The sequence below is a fragment of the Actinomadura barringtoniae genome (genome assembly GCF_017573505.1).
Taxonomy (GTDB): Bacteria; Actinomycetota; Actinomycetes; order Streptosporangiales; family Streptosporangiaceae; genus Spirillospora; species Spirillospora barringtoniae.
Genome location: NZ_JAGEOJ010000010.1, coordinates 309,615 through 324,088 on the forward strand (window position 1 = coordinate 309,615; position 14,474 = coordinate 324,088).

14 protein-coding genes are annotated in these 14,474 nt (G+C 68.8%); 6 read left to right on the forward strand and 8 right to left on the reverse strand.

Features of this window, described 5'->3' with window-relative positions; all coding sequences use genetic code 11:
- The first annotated feature begins 1 nt into the window (after nucleotide 1).
- The gene (locus J4573_RS25580; protein ID WP_208258360.1) at nucleotides 2-2,077 is read left to right on the forward strand and encodes a hypothetical protein; all 2,076 of its coding nucleotides are present in this window, start codon (nucleotides 2-4) and stop codon (nucleotides 2,075-2,077) included.
- Nucleotides 2,074-2,655 (forward strand): hypothetical protein, encoded by a 582-nt coding sequence (locus J4573_RS25585; protein ID WP_208258361.1) that lies wholly within the window; start codon nucleotides 2,074-2,076, stop codon nucleotides 2,653-2,655. Before J4573_RS25580 ends, J4573_RS25585 begins: the two co-directional genes overlap by 4 nt.
- On the opposite strand, the gene J4573_RS25590 is transcribed toward J4573_RS25585, so the two are convergent.
- Nucleotides 2,652-3,416 carry an SDR family NAD(P)-dependent oxidoreductase gene (locus J4573_RS25590; RefSeq protein WP_208258362.1) on the reverse strand — a complete coding sequence of 255 codons (765 nt, stop codon included), beginning with the start codon at nucleotides 3,414-3,416 and terminating at the stop codon, nucleotides 2,652-2,654. The two genes, J4573_RS25585 and J4573_RS25590, sit on opposite strands and share 4 nt — an antisense overlap.
- An 87-nt stretch (nucleotides 3,417-3,503) precedes the next feature.
- Between J4573_RS25590 and J4573_RS25595 the strand changes: the two genes are divergently transcribed.
- Together J4573_RS25595 and hutI are read left to right on the forward strand one after the other, a co-directional pair.
- A complete protein-coding gene (locus J4573_RS25595; RefSeq protein ID WP_208258363.1) occupies nucleotides 3,504-4,106 on the forward strand; it encodes a TetR/AcrR family transcriptional regulator in 603 nt (200 codons plus the stop codon).
- 43 nt (nucleotides 4,107-4,149) lie between these two features.
- The gene (gene hutI, locus J4573_RS25600; RefSeq protein WP_208258364.1) at nucleotides 4,150-5,289 is read left to right on the forward strand and encodes an imidazolonepropionase; all 1,140 of its coding nucleotides are present in this window, start codon (nucleotides 4,150-4,152) and stop codon (nucleotides 5,287-5,289) included.
- Here the strand turns inward: hutI and J4573_RS25605 are convergent.
- Together J4573_RS25605 and J4573_RS25610 are read right to left on the reverse strand one after the other, a co-directional pair.
- On the reverse strand, nucleotides 5,229-7,316 hold the full coding sequence (locus J4573_RS25605; RefSeq protein WP_208258365.1) for an MMPL family transporter: 2,088 nt from the start codon (nucleotides 7,314-7,316) through the stop codon (nucleotides 5,229-5,231). The two genes, hutI and J4573_RS25605, sit on opposite strands and share 61 nt — an antisense overlap.
- 123 nt (nucleotides 7,317-7,439) lie before the next feature.
- Nucleotides 7,440-8,033 carry an ArsR/SmtB family transcription factor gene (locus tag J4573_RS25610; protein WP_208258366.1) on the reverse strand — a complete coding sequence of 198 codons (594 nt, stop codon included), beginning with the start codon at nucleotides 8,031-8,033 and terminating at the stop codon, nucleotides 7,440-7,442.
- A gap of 110 nt (nucleotides 8,034-8,143) precedes the next feature.
- Between J4573_RS25610 and J4573_RS25615 the strand changes: the two genes are divergently transcribed.
- Entirely contained in the window at nucleotides 8,144-8,707 is a 564-nt protein-coding gene (locus J4573_RS25615; RefSeq protein ID WP_208258367.1) for a hypothetical protein, read from the forward strand.
- A 49-nt stretch (nucleotides 8,708-8,756) separates the two neighbouring features.
- Here J4573_RS25615 and J4573_RS25620 read toward each other — a convergent pair whose 3' ends face one another.
- The 4 genes from J4573_RS25620 to J4573_RS25635 form a co-directional block, all read right to left on the reverse strand.
- Nucleotides 8,757-9,245 (reverse strand): flavin reductase family protein, encoded by a 489-nt coding sequence (locus J4573_RS25620; protein ID WP_208258368.1) that lies wholly within the window; start codon nucleotides 9,243-9,245, stop codon nucleotides 8,757-8,759.
- A gap of 35 nt (nucleotides 9,246-9,280) precedes the next feature.
- Nucleotides 9,281-10,984 (reverse strand): signal peptide peptidase SppA, encoded by a 1,704-nt coding sequence (gene sppA, locus J4573_RS25625; protein WP_208258369.1) that lies wholly within the window; start codon nucleotides 10,982-10,984, stop codon nucleotides 9,281-9,283.
- Between the two features lie 18 nt (nucleotides 10,985-11,002).
- Complete coding sequence (locus J4573_RS25630; RefSeq protein WP_243773530.1) at nucleotides 11,003-11,473, reverse strand: PaaI family thioesterase; 471 nt, start codon at nucleotides 11,471-11,473, stop codon at nucleotides 11,003-11,005.
- 116 nt (nucleotides 11,474-11,589) lie between these two features.
- Nucleotides 11,590-13,155 (reverse strand): serine/threonine protein kinase, encoded by a 1,566-nt coding sequence (locus J4573_RS25635; protein WP_208258370.1) that lies wholly within the window; start codon nucleotides 13,153-13,155, stop codon nucleotides 11,590-11,592.
- 88 nt (nucleotides 13,156-13,243) lie between these two features.
- Here J4573_RS25635 and J4573_RS25640 point away from each other — a divergent pair, with 88 nt between their 5' ends.
- On the forward strand, nucleotides 13,244-14,104 hold the full coding sequence (locus J4573_RS25640; RefSeq protein ID WP_208258371.1) for an NUDIX hydrolase: 861 nt from the start codon (nucleotides 13,244-13,246) through the stop codon (nucleotides 14,102-14,104).
- Here J4573_RS25640 and J4573_RS25645 read toward each other — a convergent pair.
- Nucleotides 14,094-14,468, reverse strand: coding sequence for an ACT domain-containing protein (locus tag J4573_RS25645; protein WP_208258372.1), 375 nt, complete (start codon nucleotides 14,466-14,468; stop codon nucleotides 14,094-14,096). The two genes, J4573_RS25640 and J4573_RS25645, sit on opposite strands and share 11 nt — an antisense overlap.
- Between the last annotated feature and the right edge of the window lie 6 nt (nucleotides 14,469-14,474).

A 14,474-nucleotide genomic window follows, 5' to 3' on the forward strand; every position in this document is an offset into this window, starting at 1 on the left:
AGTGACCGACAAGTGGCTCGCCCCCGACACATGCGGGGTGAAGCTGCGGGAGTTCGAGCAGATGACCCAGGACATGTCCAGGGCCGGGCCGCAGTTGGAGGAGCTGGCTGCCCAACTGTGGCAGGCCCTGAGCGGCGCCGGCGTCAGCACCGGGCCCGCCATGGAGATCAAACGGATCGCCGGGTGGGCCCGCGACGCCGCGTCCGACCTGCGCCGCCGCAACGCGCTCGTACACGACCTGGATCGCCAGAAGCTGGCGATGAGGGTGAGCCGGGCCGACGGCAACTACCTGGTCCTGCCTGATCGCTACACGGATCAGATCGCGTACGCCGAGGGACGCCGCGTGGCCGACCTCGTCCGCCGCGCCGCCTCCGGTGACCGCAAGGCCCTCGCCGACCTGCGCCGCTACGACCCCCGCGACGTCACCCCGGCCATGGCCAAGGCCGTATTGGAAGCACTCGGACCGGAGCAACTGCTCAAGCTCCCTGCCGACCTGGCGTTCCATGCTCGCGCAGACGATTCGCTTGCGCGCGACAGTCAGGGCCTCATGTCCCTGCTGGGCCGAAGCCTGGCCGTCGCCACCACGCCTGGCCGCCCCGGCTATGTGGGCGACGCCTACCTCGGGCAGCTGGTGCAGGCAGGCCGTACGAGCTGGCCTCCTGGCAGCCGGCCGCCGTACGGCATCGTCGGATACCAGTCCATGTCCAGCCTGCTCGCGTCGGCAGGGGACGCGAAGTTCTCCATCCGCTTCATGCAGACCGTCGGCGCCGACATGGTCGACTACGACCGCTCCACACGGAAGCCACTGGGCGACAACCCGCTGCCCGACCTGTCCGGTGCGTTCGACGCGGACAAGACCATGAACCCCAAGGCGGCGGGCAAGGCCGACTTCCTCGTTCCCCTGCTCAACGCTGCTGCGGTATCAGGCAGCGAGGGAGCTCAGGCCCTGCTCAATCATCGCCCCATGGGTCCGCACATCGTCGACAGCCCGGACAGCATGCGGCTGACAAACCTTGAATACCTCTTGCGCGACCGCCGTGGGCTGTGGGGCCAGACCGACCACGGCGCCGCTCTGGGCCACGCCATCCAAGTCGGCGCCATCGGCCACGACAAGGCCTCGCAGGACCTGGCGTTCCGAGCCGGCAAATACCTGGCCGATGACGCCCGCAAGTACTTCAAGGTCGAGAACGACCGCATCAAGATCGAGAACAAAGACGATCTCGACGCGCTGTCCGGCCTGAGGGTCCCCATGGCCCAAGTGCTCGCCGCTCACATCACCAAGGTGAACGACATCTACCAGTCGTTCCGCTTCGGCGCCAAGACCGGCAGCACCCCCATGAACGACGCCGACATGGACTACCTCCTGCTGGAAGTCACACGCGACGGCAACGCGTACGACACCCTCCTCAAGTCCCAGATCGCGCACGCCAAGGTGGCCATCGACAAGTCAGTCGCCAGCGGCTCGAAACACCTCGACAGCACGATCGTCGCCGAAGGCTGGATGTTCGGCCACCTCATCGAGGCCCGTAACCAGTCCGTCGAAGGCGAAGAAGCCCGCCTAGCCGCAGACCTGCAGCGCATGGAGGGCTACATCTCGATGGGCGTCGGCTTCGCCGCTGACAAGGTCGGCGAGGGCATACCGACCGGCGCCCCCGGTGCAGGCGAGGCGTACACCCTCCTGGTCGATCAAGTTCAAGACCGCCTTACCGGCTGGCTCGCTCAGCGCATGGTCGACAAGCCCGACGACACAATCCTTGCTCCCAAATCCAACACCGAAGCCGTAGAGAAGCTCTTCAACCAGATGATCACCGCGTCCGAACTCGCTCATGGTCAGCTTTCCCACGAGGACCTGAACGGACAGCCATTCGCAACCCACGGTCCGCACTCGAAGATCCTTCCGCTGGAGTCAATGAGTGGAGACCAACTTGAAGCGCTGCTGCGGTGGGTGAACCTGCGCACTGGGCTCAACGCGTTGTCAGGTGACATGAAGTCCTCGCTCGAGCAGGGACAGGAAGAGGCGGCTGGCCACATCAAGGACTCCGAGGGACACAACATCCAACCGAGCTTTCGGCGATGAGCATCATGCTGCGGGCTTTCACCGCTGGAATCGCAGTCGCAGCATTGGCGACAGGATGTAAGGAGTCTGCCTCGGATGTGCCGACGCCACCGCCCGCAGACCTGAGGCCTGTAACCGATAGCGTCCCTTACCTATGTGACCTAGTACCCGAGCAGGCATGGCGCCAGGTAACAGGGCTTACGGCAAGTGTGAACGCTAGATGGGTTAACGGACCACAGGCAGACAATGGTCTTTGCCTTGCCGATGCGGCAGGGCTTGAGGCGCCGCTCGGGATCGAATGGACGTACAACGATGGTGAGCGCATCCTCGGCGTTCAGCAGCGAGCATGGGACGACAGAGGCGCGCACCCGATTCCGAAGGAACTTGGGCGTGGGCTTGCAGGTGTGGCACAGACCGCTGGAGGCAATCCACGCCCCAATTTCGTGGTCGCCCTCTTCAAGTGTGGCAAGAGGAAGACGCTGATCAGCATTGACTTTGCGCCGGTGGTGCGGGGGCGGGATGCGGTTCAGGACATGGTCGAGTTCATGCGGATTGCGGAGAGGCGGTTTGGGGTGGTGCATGGGTGCACGCCTGGTTAGTTGACGGTGGGGGTGAAGCCGCCGTCTATGCGGAGGTTGGCGCCGTTGATGGAGGCGCTTAGGGGGCTGGCTACCAGGGTTACGAGGGCTGCGATTTCGTGGGGTTCGGCTAGGCGGGCTGAGGGGTTGGCCAGGGGGCCGGCTAGCAGGGTGCGGGTTGCTGCGGCGGTGTCGGTGTTGTGTTTTTGGGCGACGGTTTCGGCTAGGTGGCGGAAGTTGTCGGTGAGGGTGGGGCCGGGGCTGATGGTGTTGGCGGTTACGCCGGTGCCGGATAGGTCCTTGGAGAGGCTGACGGTGAGGTTGGACAGGGCGGCTTTGGTTGCCGAGTAGGCCGCTTTCATGGGGAGTGGGTAGGGGTGGGCGGCGCTGCTGATTTGGATGACGCGGCCCCAGCCTTGGGTGCGCATGTGGGGGGTTAGGGCGGCGATGAGGCGGACGGCGGACGCGACGTTGGTGTTGTAGAGGTCCAGCCAGGTTTCGGGGCCGCCGGCCAGCCAGTCGTCGCCTGTGGATGCGGCGGCGTTGTTGACGAGGATGTCCACGCCTTGGGCTGCGTTGATGACCTCTTGAGCGTTGGTTGTCAGGTCGCCTAGGACGTAGTCGGTGTTGAGGGCGTCTGCTGTTTCCTTGGCGCGGTCGGGGTTGCGGCCGTGGATGAGGACGGTGGCGCCTTCGGCGGTTAGGGCTTGGGCTATGGCTCGGCCTATGCCGCTGGTGCTGCCGGTTACCAGGGCGCGCTTGCCGGTGAGGTGGAGATTCATTGGCTCGCTTTCGTCGGACAGTGTGTCTTTCGATGGACAGTGTGTCTTTAGGTGGATGGTGTGTCAAGTGAAAGGTAGGTTGGCGGGATGACGCGGAGGTATGAGCAGCGGGTGCGGGCCGAGGGCGCGGAGGAGACTCGGCGGCGGGTCCTGGATGCGGTGTACGAGAGGTTGTGCGAGGCGCCAGCCGAGCCGCTGAGTGTTGACCGGGTCGCGAAGATGGCGCGGGTGTCGCGGTCGACTGTGTATTTGGTCTTCGGGTCGCGGGCGGGGCTTTTTGATGCCCTGGGGGACGATCTGCGGCGGCGGGGCGGGTTCGACCGGGCGGTGGAGGGGCTCAGTCTGGGGGAGTCGATCCGGGCGTCGGTGCCGGTTTTTGTTGAGCACCGGGATGTGTTGAGGGTGCTCTATTCGATGGCCGCGCTGGATTCGCAGGCTGTGGGGGGTGTGGTCGAGCGGATGGGGGCTCAGCGGGCGGAGGGGTTGGCTCGGCATGCGGAGCGGTTGGAGAGAGAGGGGTTGTTGCGGGCCGGGCTGACGGTTGAGGGGGCCGTTGATGTTTTGTGGGCGGTTACCGGGTTCGAGTTCTTCGACCAGCTGTACGGGCGGGGGCTTTCGGCGGAGGCTGTTGCGGATGTGATGGCCGATGCCGCTGAACGGTTGGTCTCGGATTTGAGACAGGTTGGGTGAGGAGGGGGTTCGTTCTGGGGGTGGCGGGTGAGATTGTGCTCGAGTGAGCACTGTCATCAGCAATATCGGGGAACTGGTCACCAACGAGGGCGAGCCGCTGCGGGACGCGGCTCTTGTGCTGGAGAACGGGCGGGTGGCCTGGGTCGGGCAGGGCGAGCCTGCTGCGGATGAACGGTTTGACGCGGGTGGGCGTGCTGTTCTGCCGGGTTTTGTGGATTCGCATGCTCACTTGGTGTTCGCGGGGGAGCGGGCAGAGGAGTTCGCCGCGCGGATGAGTGGGCGGCCGTACGCGGCGGGCGGTATTCGGACGACGGTGGCCAAGACTCGGGCTGCCTCTGATGAGGAGCTGCGTAAGAATGTGCGGCGGCTTGTCGATGAGATGGCTCGGCAGGGGACTACGTGCGTTGAGTGCAAGTCTGGCTATGGGCTGACCGTTGAGCAGGAAGCGCGGGCCTTGAGGATCGCGGGGGAAGTCGCTGATGAGGTGACTTTCCTGGGCGCGCACGTGGTGCCGAAGGAATTTGAGGGCGATACGCAGGGGTACGTGCGGCTGGTCGCCACGGAGATGATGGCTGCCTGCGCGCCGCACGCTAAGTGGGTCGATGTGTTTTGCGAGCGGGGCGCCTTTGATGGGGACCAGGCGAGAGAGGTCTTGAGGGCAGGGATTGACGCTGGGCTGATGGCTCGGGTGCATGCCAACCAGCTGGGTTACGGGGATGGTGTGCGGGTGGCAGTTGAGATGGGGGCCGCGGCGGCGGATCACTGCACCTTTTTGAGTGATGAGGATGTTGAGGCGCTGGCGGGGTCGGAGACTGTGGCGACCTTGTTGCCGGGGGTGGAGTTCTCTACGCGGCAGCCTTATCCGGATGCTCGGAGGCTGATTGACGCGGGTGTGACGGTTGCCTTGGCGACTGACTGCAATCCCGGGTCTTGCTACAGCTCGAGCATGGCGTTCTGTATCGCGGTGGCGGTGCGGGACATGAAGATGACGCCCAGCGAGGCGGTGTGGGCGGCCACGGCCGGGGGAGCCCGGGCGCTGCGCCGAGACGATGTTGGACGGCTCGGCGTGGGCGCCCGGGCTGATGTGCTGGTTCTCGATGCCCCCAGCCACATTCACCTGGCCTACCGGCCTGGCGTTCCCCAGGTGGCCGCAGTCTGGAAGGCGGGCGAACGGGTCGTCTGAACGGGGCGCTTCGGCCACCAGAAGCGGTCGCCCATGTCCAGGGCCAAAGTTGGGACGAGGATCGAGCGGACCAGGAACGTGTCCAAGAGGACCCCTAGCGCCACCAGGAAACCGATCTGGACCAGGAAGGTCAGGGGCAGGACGGTTAGGGCTCCGAAGGTTGCCGCCAGGACTGCGCCTGCCGCCGAGATGACTCCGCCGGTCGCTGAAAGGCCGCGGAGGACGCCCTCGTGGTGGCCGTGCTTGGTGGTCTCTTCGCGTATGCGGGACACCAGGAAGATGTTGTAGTCGACGCCCAGGGCCACCAAGAAGAGGAACCCGATCAGGACCAGCTGGATGTCCACGGACGGGAAGCCGAAGACGTGGGTGAAGATGACGCGGCTGGCCCCGAGGGCTCCGAAGTAGGACAGGATCACGGTGCCTATGAGGAGCAGGGGTGCCGTCAAGGCCCGCAGGAGTCCCACTAGGACGATGAAGACGACGGCCAGGACCAGCGGGATGACCACCTTGCGGTCGTGCGACTGGGCTCGGGACTTGTCGAGTTCGTTGGCGGTTGAGCCGCCGGTTACCGCGTCGGGGATGGCGGAGGTCGCCGTACGGATGCGGTCGATGGTGCGGGACGCGGCCGAACTGTCGGAGGGGGAGGAGAGGATGGCGTTCAGCTTGACCAGCTTGCCGTCGGTGGAGAGCTGGGGCGGCTGAACGTTGGCGACTCCGGGGACGCTGCGGAGCGTTGAGGCGAGGCGTTCAGCGGAGGATGCAGGGGCGATGACCCGCGCGGGCTGGTCCGAACCGGCCGGGTAGTGGGCCTCCAGCATGTCCAGGCCGATCGCGGAACGCGGCGTGGACGTCATCATGTGCCGGTTGTCCAGGCCGGTGTGCATGCCCAGCGTGCCGGTCGCCAGGGCGGCGAGGATCAGCGCGGACGCGATCCAGATCGTTCTGGGGCGCTGGGCCACGCGGGCGGCGACTCGCGCCCAGAGGGAGGTGGGAGAAGGCTCGGCGGAGGCCGAGACCCCGAAATGCGGGACGCGGGGCCAGAAGACCCAGCGGCCGACGATGACGAGCAGGGCGGGCATCAGGGTCAGCATGGTGACCAGGCCGCCGATGACGCCGATCGCGCCGACCGGGCCCAGTGCGTGGTTGAAGCCCATGTGCGCGGTGAGCAGGCAGAGCAGCCCCAGCGAGACGGTCGCGGCGGAGGCGGCGATGGCGGGTGCGCAGCGGCGGAGGGCGACGGCCATCGCGGCGTGCCGGTCCTCGTGGGTACGCAGTTCCTCCCGATAACGGGCCAGGAGGAGCATCGCGTAGTCGGTGCCCACGCCGAACACGAGGACGGTCAGGATGCTCGCGGCGCTCGGGACCACCAGCATCCCCGCGTGCTTGGCGAGCAGGTAGGCGACGGCGTTCGACACCTGCAGCGCGATCCCCGCGTTCAGCAGCGGCACGAGCCACAGGACCGGGCTGCGGTACGTGACCAGCAGGCAGAGCGCGACGATCACTGCGGTGACGATCAGGAGGGTGGAGTCGATCTTCTTGAACGCGTCGGACGCGTCCAGCGCGTTGGCGGCCGGGCCGGCCAGCTGGGCGTGAAGCCCGGCCGGGAGACCGCGAGCGGCGCCGTCGCGGACCTGTTTGGCCTTGTCGGCCGTTCCGTCGTCGCCGATCGGGACCTGAAGCATCAGCGCCTTGCCGTCCTTGGACGCGACCGGGGGAGGGATCTGCCCGGCGGCCAAGGGCGCGAACGCCTTCCGATCGGCCTCGACCTTGGCGCGGTCGGCCACGGTGATTCCCGCGTCGCGGACGTAGATGACTATGCCGGGCTTGATCTTTCCGTCGGGGAAGCGGTCTTGGAGCTCGGCTACCCGCGTGGACTGAGCCCCGCGCGGTCCCTCGGCCGGGCTGTCCTTCTTGGTGGCGCCGGACAGCTTTCCGGCCAGCGGAACGGCCAGCATGATGATCGCTATCCAGGCGGCCAGCACGATCCATTTGCCGACGCGCCCGGTGAGTTTGCTCGAGAGCAGCATGAAGTGCTCTCCTTTCCATGGGAGTTCGTGCACGTGAAGACACGCTCGTGAGCGTGGTGATGCGGGCTTCCTCGGGCCGCCGAGTGCCAGCTCGGCGGCCCGGCCCTGACTGTCGCGGCGCTGCTACTTCTCCTCGGGTGGCCTCTCTTCCTCGTCGGTCACCTCGGGGAACATGACCAGGCGGGCCAGCATGACCCGAGCGCCCGCAGGCGTCTGGCCGGCCGGGCGCTTGTAGCGGTAGAGCAGCGCGATGTACTCCTCGAAGAACTGCCTGGCCTCCTCGAAGGTCACCAGGATCGAGCTCTGCGAGAACAGCTCGGCGTCGCCCCACTCGCCCATCTCGTCCCGTACGAGCTGGTAGCGGGCCAGGCGTTCCATCGTGTCGGCCAGGTCGAGGCGCTTGATCTCCTCGAGCAGCGCGCGGGCCTCGTCGGTCTGGCGGCTGCGCGGCGGGAAGCGCACGTCCCGCGCCCTGGTGCGCCACCAGCGTTCGCGGCCCTTGCCCAGTTCGGAGGCCTCCTCGATGAAGCCGTGCTCGGCCATCTGGCGCAGGTGGTAGCTGGTCGCGCCGGTGTTCAGACCCAGCTTGCGGGCCAGGGTGGTGGCGGTCGCCGGGCCCTGCCGCAGCTCGCGGGCGATCTTGTAGCGCAACGGATGTGCCAGCAGCCGCAGCGTCTCCGGGTCGGAGATCTCCCGCCGTTCGGGTCGTTCGGTCATGACTCCAGCCTAGAGTTGCACACTCTCTTTGCAAGACTGATTTGCAAAGGCTCTTTGCATACCTGAGGGGGAGGCCGGGACTGACACCTGCGGGTGATAGACCTGGGTGCGTGGCCGTCGGATTCGGGAAGCTGGAGTTCCAGCTCATGCTGATGTGGCGGATGTACGACTTCGTGCCCGCGCACGTGGAGACCGCGCTCGGCGAGCTGGAGGTGACGCGGCAGCAGATGCGGGCCGCGCACAACCGCTGGGTGCAGATGGCCTACTCGCGTACGGCGCCGAGCGGGTTCGCCAAGTACCGCTGGGCGCTCGGCCCACCGAACGCCTCCACGAAGCGCATGTTCGGGGACCTGCCCTGCAAGGCCAGCCTCTGGGAGCTGCCCTACTGGCCCGACCTGCGCTTCGAGGTGCTGACCGCGCCGGACGGCTCCATGTGGAACCAGTGGCTGGTCCGCGCGCCCGGCGCGCCCGCGCCCGCGATCAAGGGCCTGAACGACCTGACGACCTGGTCATGCGTGGTCTCCGACGTGGGGGAGGCCTTCCCCGGCTCCAAGCATGTGGAGGGCGACGCCCCCAGCCGCTGGGGCGTCGCGTTCACCCGCGAGGGAACCGACTACATGGCCACCTTCGTGCACGGCCTCTTCCAGACCGTTCAGAAGGACATCCCGAGGTAGCCCACCCCGCCCGCCCCGCGTCACGCAGGCCGCTGTGTTGCCCATCGGGTTACTGGGGTGGGCCTAGGTAGCGGCGGTTGACTCGGATGAGGGGCTTTTCGCGGCGGGCTATGTAGTCGGCGGCGAGGACCTCGGCGACGAAGAGGTGATGGTCGCCGGCCTCGATGCGCTGGCGGGTCTCGCATTCCAGGGCCGCTAGGCCGTGGTCGAGGATGAGGGCGTCCGAGAGCGGGCCGCGGTGGTGGGGTTCGCCGGCCAGCAGGAGGCGGGCGCTCGGGCGGCCCTCGGCGGCGAAGCGGCCGGCGAGGGCGCGCTGGCCGGTGCTGAGGACGGTGGCGGCCCAGCGGTTCTGGCGGTCCAGGACCTCGCTGAGGTAGGAGTCGGCCGCCACGCCCGCCAGGACCATCGGCGGTTCCATCGACACCGACATGAACGAGGTGACCGTGGTGCCGAGGTCGTCGCGGCCGTCCCGCACGGTCAGCACGACGACGCCGGTGGCGAAGCCGGCGACCGCCTCGGTGAAGTCCGTGGTGTTCATCGGCGGCTCAACGTCCCCTGGCGGGTCGGGGGTGCTCAGCGGATCTCCCAGCTGCCGGGCAGGGTGAGGGGGCCGGCGGTGGGCAGGCCCAGGCGCGTGGCGAAGCCGGTGAGCGAGCCCCAGCCGTCGAGGCGGGCGTTCGCGGCCGTACGGTCCTCGCTCGACTCTGGCGGGCGCAGGCGCTCCAGCGGGGAGGTGTGCGGGTAGGCGCGGATGGGCGCGTCGGCGGCGAGGCCGGCCTTCTTGCGGGCCAGGTCCAGGGCGCGGTCCAGGCCGCCCAGCTCGTCCACCAGGCCGTTGTCCTTGGCGTCGGCGCCGGTCCAGACGCGGCCGCGGGCCAGTTCGTGGACGCGTTCGCGCGACAGGCCTCGGCCCTCGGCGACCTTGCCGGTGAAGTCGTCGTAGATCTGGTCGAGGGAGGCGTTGATGCGCTCCCATTCGGAGTCGCTGAAGTCCTTGGTGGCGCTGAACATCCGGGCGTGGTCGCCGTCGGACACCGAGCCGAGGCCGACGCCGATCCGGTCGAGCAGGTCGGTCACGACGGCCTTGCCGACGACGACGCCGATCGAGCCGGTGATCGTGCCGGGCTGGGCGACGATCGTGTCGGCGGCCATCGAGATGTAGTAACCGCCGGACGCCGCGACATTGCCCATCGAGACGATCACGGGCTTGCCGGCCTTGCGCGCCAGCACGACCTCGCGCCAGATGACGTCGGAGGCGACCGCCGAGCCGCCGGGGCTGTTGACCCGCAGCACGATCGCCTTCACCCGCTCGTCCTTGGCGGCCGAACGGATCGCGGCGCCGACCGTGTCCGAGCCCATCGCGGGGCCCTGCGTGGGCAGCGGGCCGCCGCGGCCGCTGCGGCCCAGGCGGATCGGGCCCTGGGCGTTGATGAGCGCGATGACGTCCTGCTTGCCCGGCTGCGGGAGACGCCGGGCCAGCCCCTGCGTGCGGTTGTAGCGGGAGACGTAGCGCAGCAGGGCGTTCTCGCCGAACTCCTTGCGCAGGTCCCCGTACACCTCGTCGCGGTAGGCGAGCCGGTCGACCAGCCCCGCGTCCAGGGCCTCCTTGGCCAGCAGCGGGCCGCGGTCGGTCAGCTCCCGGACCTTGTCCTCGCCGAGCTTGCGCGCCGCCGCGATCCCGGTGGTCATCTGCTCGCCGATGGAGGTCACCAGGCGCTGGGACGACTCCTCGTGCTCGGGCGTGTAGGCCTTCTCCATGAAGGTGTTGGCCATGGTCTTGTACTCGTAGCGCTTGGCGAAGCGGGGCTGGACCCCCGCCTTCTCCAGCGCGCCGCCGAAGAACGGCTCCTCCAGCGCGACACCGGTGAGGCCCACCTCGCCGGTCGGCAGCAGGTAGACGCGGTCGAACGCGGTCGCCAGGTAGTAGGGGACCGTGCCACGGCCGCCCTCGCCGAACGTCTCGGCCCAGGCCACGGTGTGCTTCCCGGCCTCGCGCAGCGCCAGCACGGCCTCGCGGAGCTCCTGCGCCATCGCCAGCCCGACCGTGCCGGTGATCTTGACCACCAGGGCCCGCACCCGGCTGTCCGAGCGCGCCCGGCGCAGCCCGTCCAGCACGTCCCGCAGGTGCGTGCGGCGCATCGACAGGATCGCCGCCAGCGGGTCGGCCGGCGGGGTCTCCACGATCCCGTCGGTGAGATCGAGTTCCAGGATCAGCGGAGCCGTCCGCCGATCCCGGGCTTCCTTGATGAGGTTGACGACCGAACCGGGATCCACCATGGAGCCCAGCCTATGCGGTCAGCGCGCGAAGGCCTGGTTAGGGATCGTGCTGCCGCTGGCCTGGGCGATCACACGCCCCTGGGCGTCGGTGATCGCGGCGGTGGAGTACAGGCGGGTACGGCCCGGATGCACGCAGGTGCTGACCACGGTGTAGGTCTGGCCCGCCTGAACGCCGCGCAGGTAGTCGATGTTGAGGTTCAGGGTCAGCTGCGGAACGAAATGGTCGCCCGTACTGGCGCTGGCGAAGCACACGGCGTTGTCGAGGATCATCGCGATGTAGCCGCCGTGCACGCCGCCCGCCGGATTGCACAGGTGCTCGCCGGGCGTCCAGGTCATCTCGACCCGGCCGGGGCGGGCGGAGGTGACGCTCTGCCCGATGTGCTCGCTGACGTCGCTCAGCTCCGGGAACCGGCCCTCGCCCATGGCCTGGATCAGGTCGGCCCCGGACAGCGAGTTCCACAGGTCGGCGGTGGCCTCATCGATGCTCAACGGACTCCCCAAACCCACATCCAAACCCACATGATTAGAACGACATTCCAGTATGGAAAGCGTAACTTCACATTCGCACAGCCGGGACGTGTCCTTGGTCACCGGGGGCCCGGATATCAGCCGACCTTTTCCAGGGTGCCCTTGCTCTCCGAGCCCATGTCGCCGGGGGAGACGTACAGCAGCTTGCCCGCCTGCAGCGTCAGGCTCGTGGTGCCGCCGATGCAGTAGCCGGTCGTGCCATGGCTGTCCTTGGGCGTTTCCTGGAAGTCGACCTTCGCGCCCGAGACGCTCGTGACCTTGAAGGTGTCGTTGCAGCCCCACTTGCCGTAGTCGGCGGTGCCCTCGCTCTGCCCGGCGGTGAGCTTCACCGTGACGTCCGTGCTGGAGCTGTCGCCGAGGATGATCCCGCCGGTCTGGGTGATCGTGCCCTTCCACGTGCCCGCCATCGAAGCCGGAACGGCCTGTCCGCCCGAGGTCTGGCCTGTGGACGCCGGGGGCGAGCTCGTCTCGGAGGACGTCGAAGGGGCCGCCGAGTTCGCTGCGGACGTGGGCGGTCCGCTGCTCATGGTGGCGCTGCCGCCGCCGGTGTCCTTGTCGTCGTCCGGGACCAGGAACCAGCCGCCGATCGCCAGGGCCGCCACCGCGACCGCCGCGGCCACGATGATCGCCGCGTTCCGGCCCTTGCTCGAACTGGCTGGAGTGTCGACCGGGCCGGTCTGCTGATGCGCCCCGGCGGGCGGAACGGTGTGCATGCCGGCTGCGGACGGCGGCCCGGCAGGCGGCGGGGGCGGGAGATAGGCGGCCGCCTGGCCTGCGGCCTGCTGTACGGGCTGGGAGGAACGGTCTGACGGGTCCACCAAGCGGACCATGAGGTCGCGGGCGGTCGGCCGCTGCCCCGGGTTCTTGTTCAGGCACTCGGTCAGCAGCCCGTAGAGCGCCGACGGGACGCCGGTGAGGTCCGGCTGCCCGTTCGCGATGCGGTGCATGATGGCCGGAACGCTGACCGTCGGGCCGAACGGGGGCCGTCCGGTCGCCGCGTAGACCATCGTTCCGGCCCACGCGAAGACGTCGGAGGCCGGCGTGGGCGTGTGGCCCTCCAGCCATTCGGGCGCGAAGTAAGCGGGGGTGCCGACGAGTTGCGTGTGCGTCTCGGCGTCGATGGCCCGCGCGATGCCGAAGTCCACCACCCGGGGTCCGTCCGGCCCGAGCAGCACGTTCGCGGGCTTCAGGTCGCGGTGAACGATCCCGGCGCCGTGGATGGCCGCCAGCGCGCTCGCCGTGTTGACCGCAAGCCGCTGCAGGTCACCGCCCGAGAGCGGCCCACGGTCGAGCACCCGCTGCTGCAGTGAGGGGCCGTCGATGAACTCGCTCACCACGTACGGCCGCGGCCCGTCGGCGGACGAGTCGAGGATGGCGGCGGTGCAGAACGGCGCGACCTGCCGGGCCGCGTCCATCTCCCGTACGAAACGCGCCCGCGCCGCGGCGTCGGTGGTCTTCAGCACCTTGATGGCGACGCGTTCACCCGGCCGGCCATCGCCCGGCCGGCCATCGCCCGGCTGGCCTTCCGCCGGCCGGCCCTCGCCCAGATAGACCACGCCCTGCCCGCCCTCGCCGAGCCGGCCCGTCACGCGATAACGCCCGATCTCGGGCGGATCGTCGGACTCGAGTGGCTGGACCGCCATGGAAGCTCCTCAGGACGTGCTGGGACAGGCCACCCCCCCGAATGACGTCTCCACCGTACTTTGATCGCCCAGCGGATACTGTCGCGTTATGGGAGATGGCGACGGGTGGGGCAGCTGCGATCAGGGCCATACGCACTGGGGGCGCTACGGCGCCTCCGGCGTCCTCCCGTTCCACCGCGGTGAGGACGGCGTCGTCCGGGTGCTGCTGCAGCAGCGCGCGTGGTGGGGGCTCGGCGGCGGTACGTGGGGGATGTTCGGCGGCGCCCGGCACAGCCACGAGGACAAGGTGACCGCCGCGCTCCGTGAGACCGCCGAGGAGTCCACGCTCGACGTCCGCAAGGTGAACGTGCACGGGATGATCGTCGAGGACCACGGCGGCTGGGACTACGCGTCGGTGATCGGTTCGGTGGACCCGCAGCCGGTCGTGGAGCCCGCCTCGCGGGAGACCAAGCGCGCCGAGTGGGTGCCGGTGGACGAGGTCACGGGCCGCAAGCTGTTCGCGCCGTTCGCGGGCTCGTGGCCGACGCTGCGCACCGCGCTGACCAGGCAGGTGCTGGTCGTGGACGCGGCGAACGTCGTCGGGGCGCGCGCCGACGGCTGGTGGAAGGACCGCGTCGGGGCGAACGAACGCCTCCGCGACGACCTGGCCGTCCTGAACGACGGGGTGACCGGGCTGGCGCCGTTCGACCGCGCCTTCCCCGAGGTGGTGCTGGTCGTCGAGGGCCAGGCCCGGGGCGTGGACGGGATCGACGGCGTCCGGGTCGTCGGCGCGCCCGGCTCGGGCGACGACCAGATCGTCGACCTGGTGAGCCACCCGGAGCCCGACACGAGCTACTCGGTCGTGACCGCCGACCGCGAGCTGCGCGAGCGGATCCAGGCGGCCGGAGCCTCCTACACCGGTCCTCGCTGGCTCCTGGAACGCCTGCCGTCCAGACGCTCTAAGCGCTGACGCCGTTCACCTGGTGACCGGCGGCCTTCAGCGTCGCGCTCGCCTCGCCCAGCCGGTGCTCGGGCACCAGAACCAGGTCGGCGTGGTACGTCGAGGCCACGAAGACGGAGATCCCGGCCTCGGCGAGCGGCGCGACCAGGGCGGCCAGCATGCCGGGGGTGTCGAGCCCGTGCGCGGTCTCGCCGCCGTACAGCCCGACCCAGCGCTCCACCTCCGCGTACGGCGGGGCCTCGCGTACGACCGTCAGGCCCTCGGGTGCGCGCACCAGCGCGATCCATTCGTCGTCCTCGGGGAACGTCGTGTTGGGCAGGTGTTCCACCATGAACTGCGACGGGACGACGTAAAGGATCTGCGCGGTGCTCATACCGCG

Coding starts and splice junctions, on each gene's coding strand:
- J4573_RS25585 (WP_208258361.1), top strand. CDS start 2,074: ATGAGCATCATGCTGCGGGCTTTCACCGCTGGAATCGCAGTCGCAGCA.
- J4573_RS25590 (WP_208258362.1), bottom strand. CDS start 3,416: ATGAATCTCCACCTCACCGGCAAGCGCGCCCTGGTAACCGGCAGCACC.
- J4573_RS25595 (WP_208258363.1), top strand. CDS start 3,504: ATGACGCGGAGGTATGAGCAGCGGGTGCGGGCCGAGGGCGCGGAGGAG.
- J4573_RS25605 (WP_208258365.1), bottom strand. CDS start 7,316: ATGCTGCTCTCGAGCAAACTCACCGGGCGCGTCGGCAAATGGATCGTG.
- J4573_RS25610 (WP_208258366.1), bottom strand. CDS start 8,033: ATGACCGAACGACCCGAACGGCGGGAGATCTCCGACCCGGAGACGCTG.
- J4573_RS25620 (WP_208258368.1), bottom strand. CDS start 9,245: ATGAACACCACGGACTTCACCGAGGCGGTCGCCGGCTTCGCCACCGGC.
- sppA (WP_208258369.1), bottom strand. CDS start 10,984: ATGGTGGATCCCGGTTCGGTCGTCAACCTCATCAAGGAAGCCCGGGAT.
- J4573_RS25635 (WP_208258370.1), bottom strand. CDS start 13,155: ATGGCGGTCCAGCCACTCGAGTCCGACGATCCGCCCGAGATCGGGCGT.
- J4573_RS25640 (WP_208258371.1), top strand. CDS start 13,244: ATGGGAGATGGCGACGGGTGGGGCAGCTGCGATCAGGGCCATACGCAC.
- J4573_RS25645 (WP_208258372.1), bottom strand. CDS start 14,468: ATGAGCACCGCGCAGATCCTTTACGTCGTCCCGTCGCAGTTCATGGTG.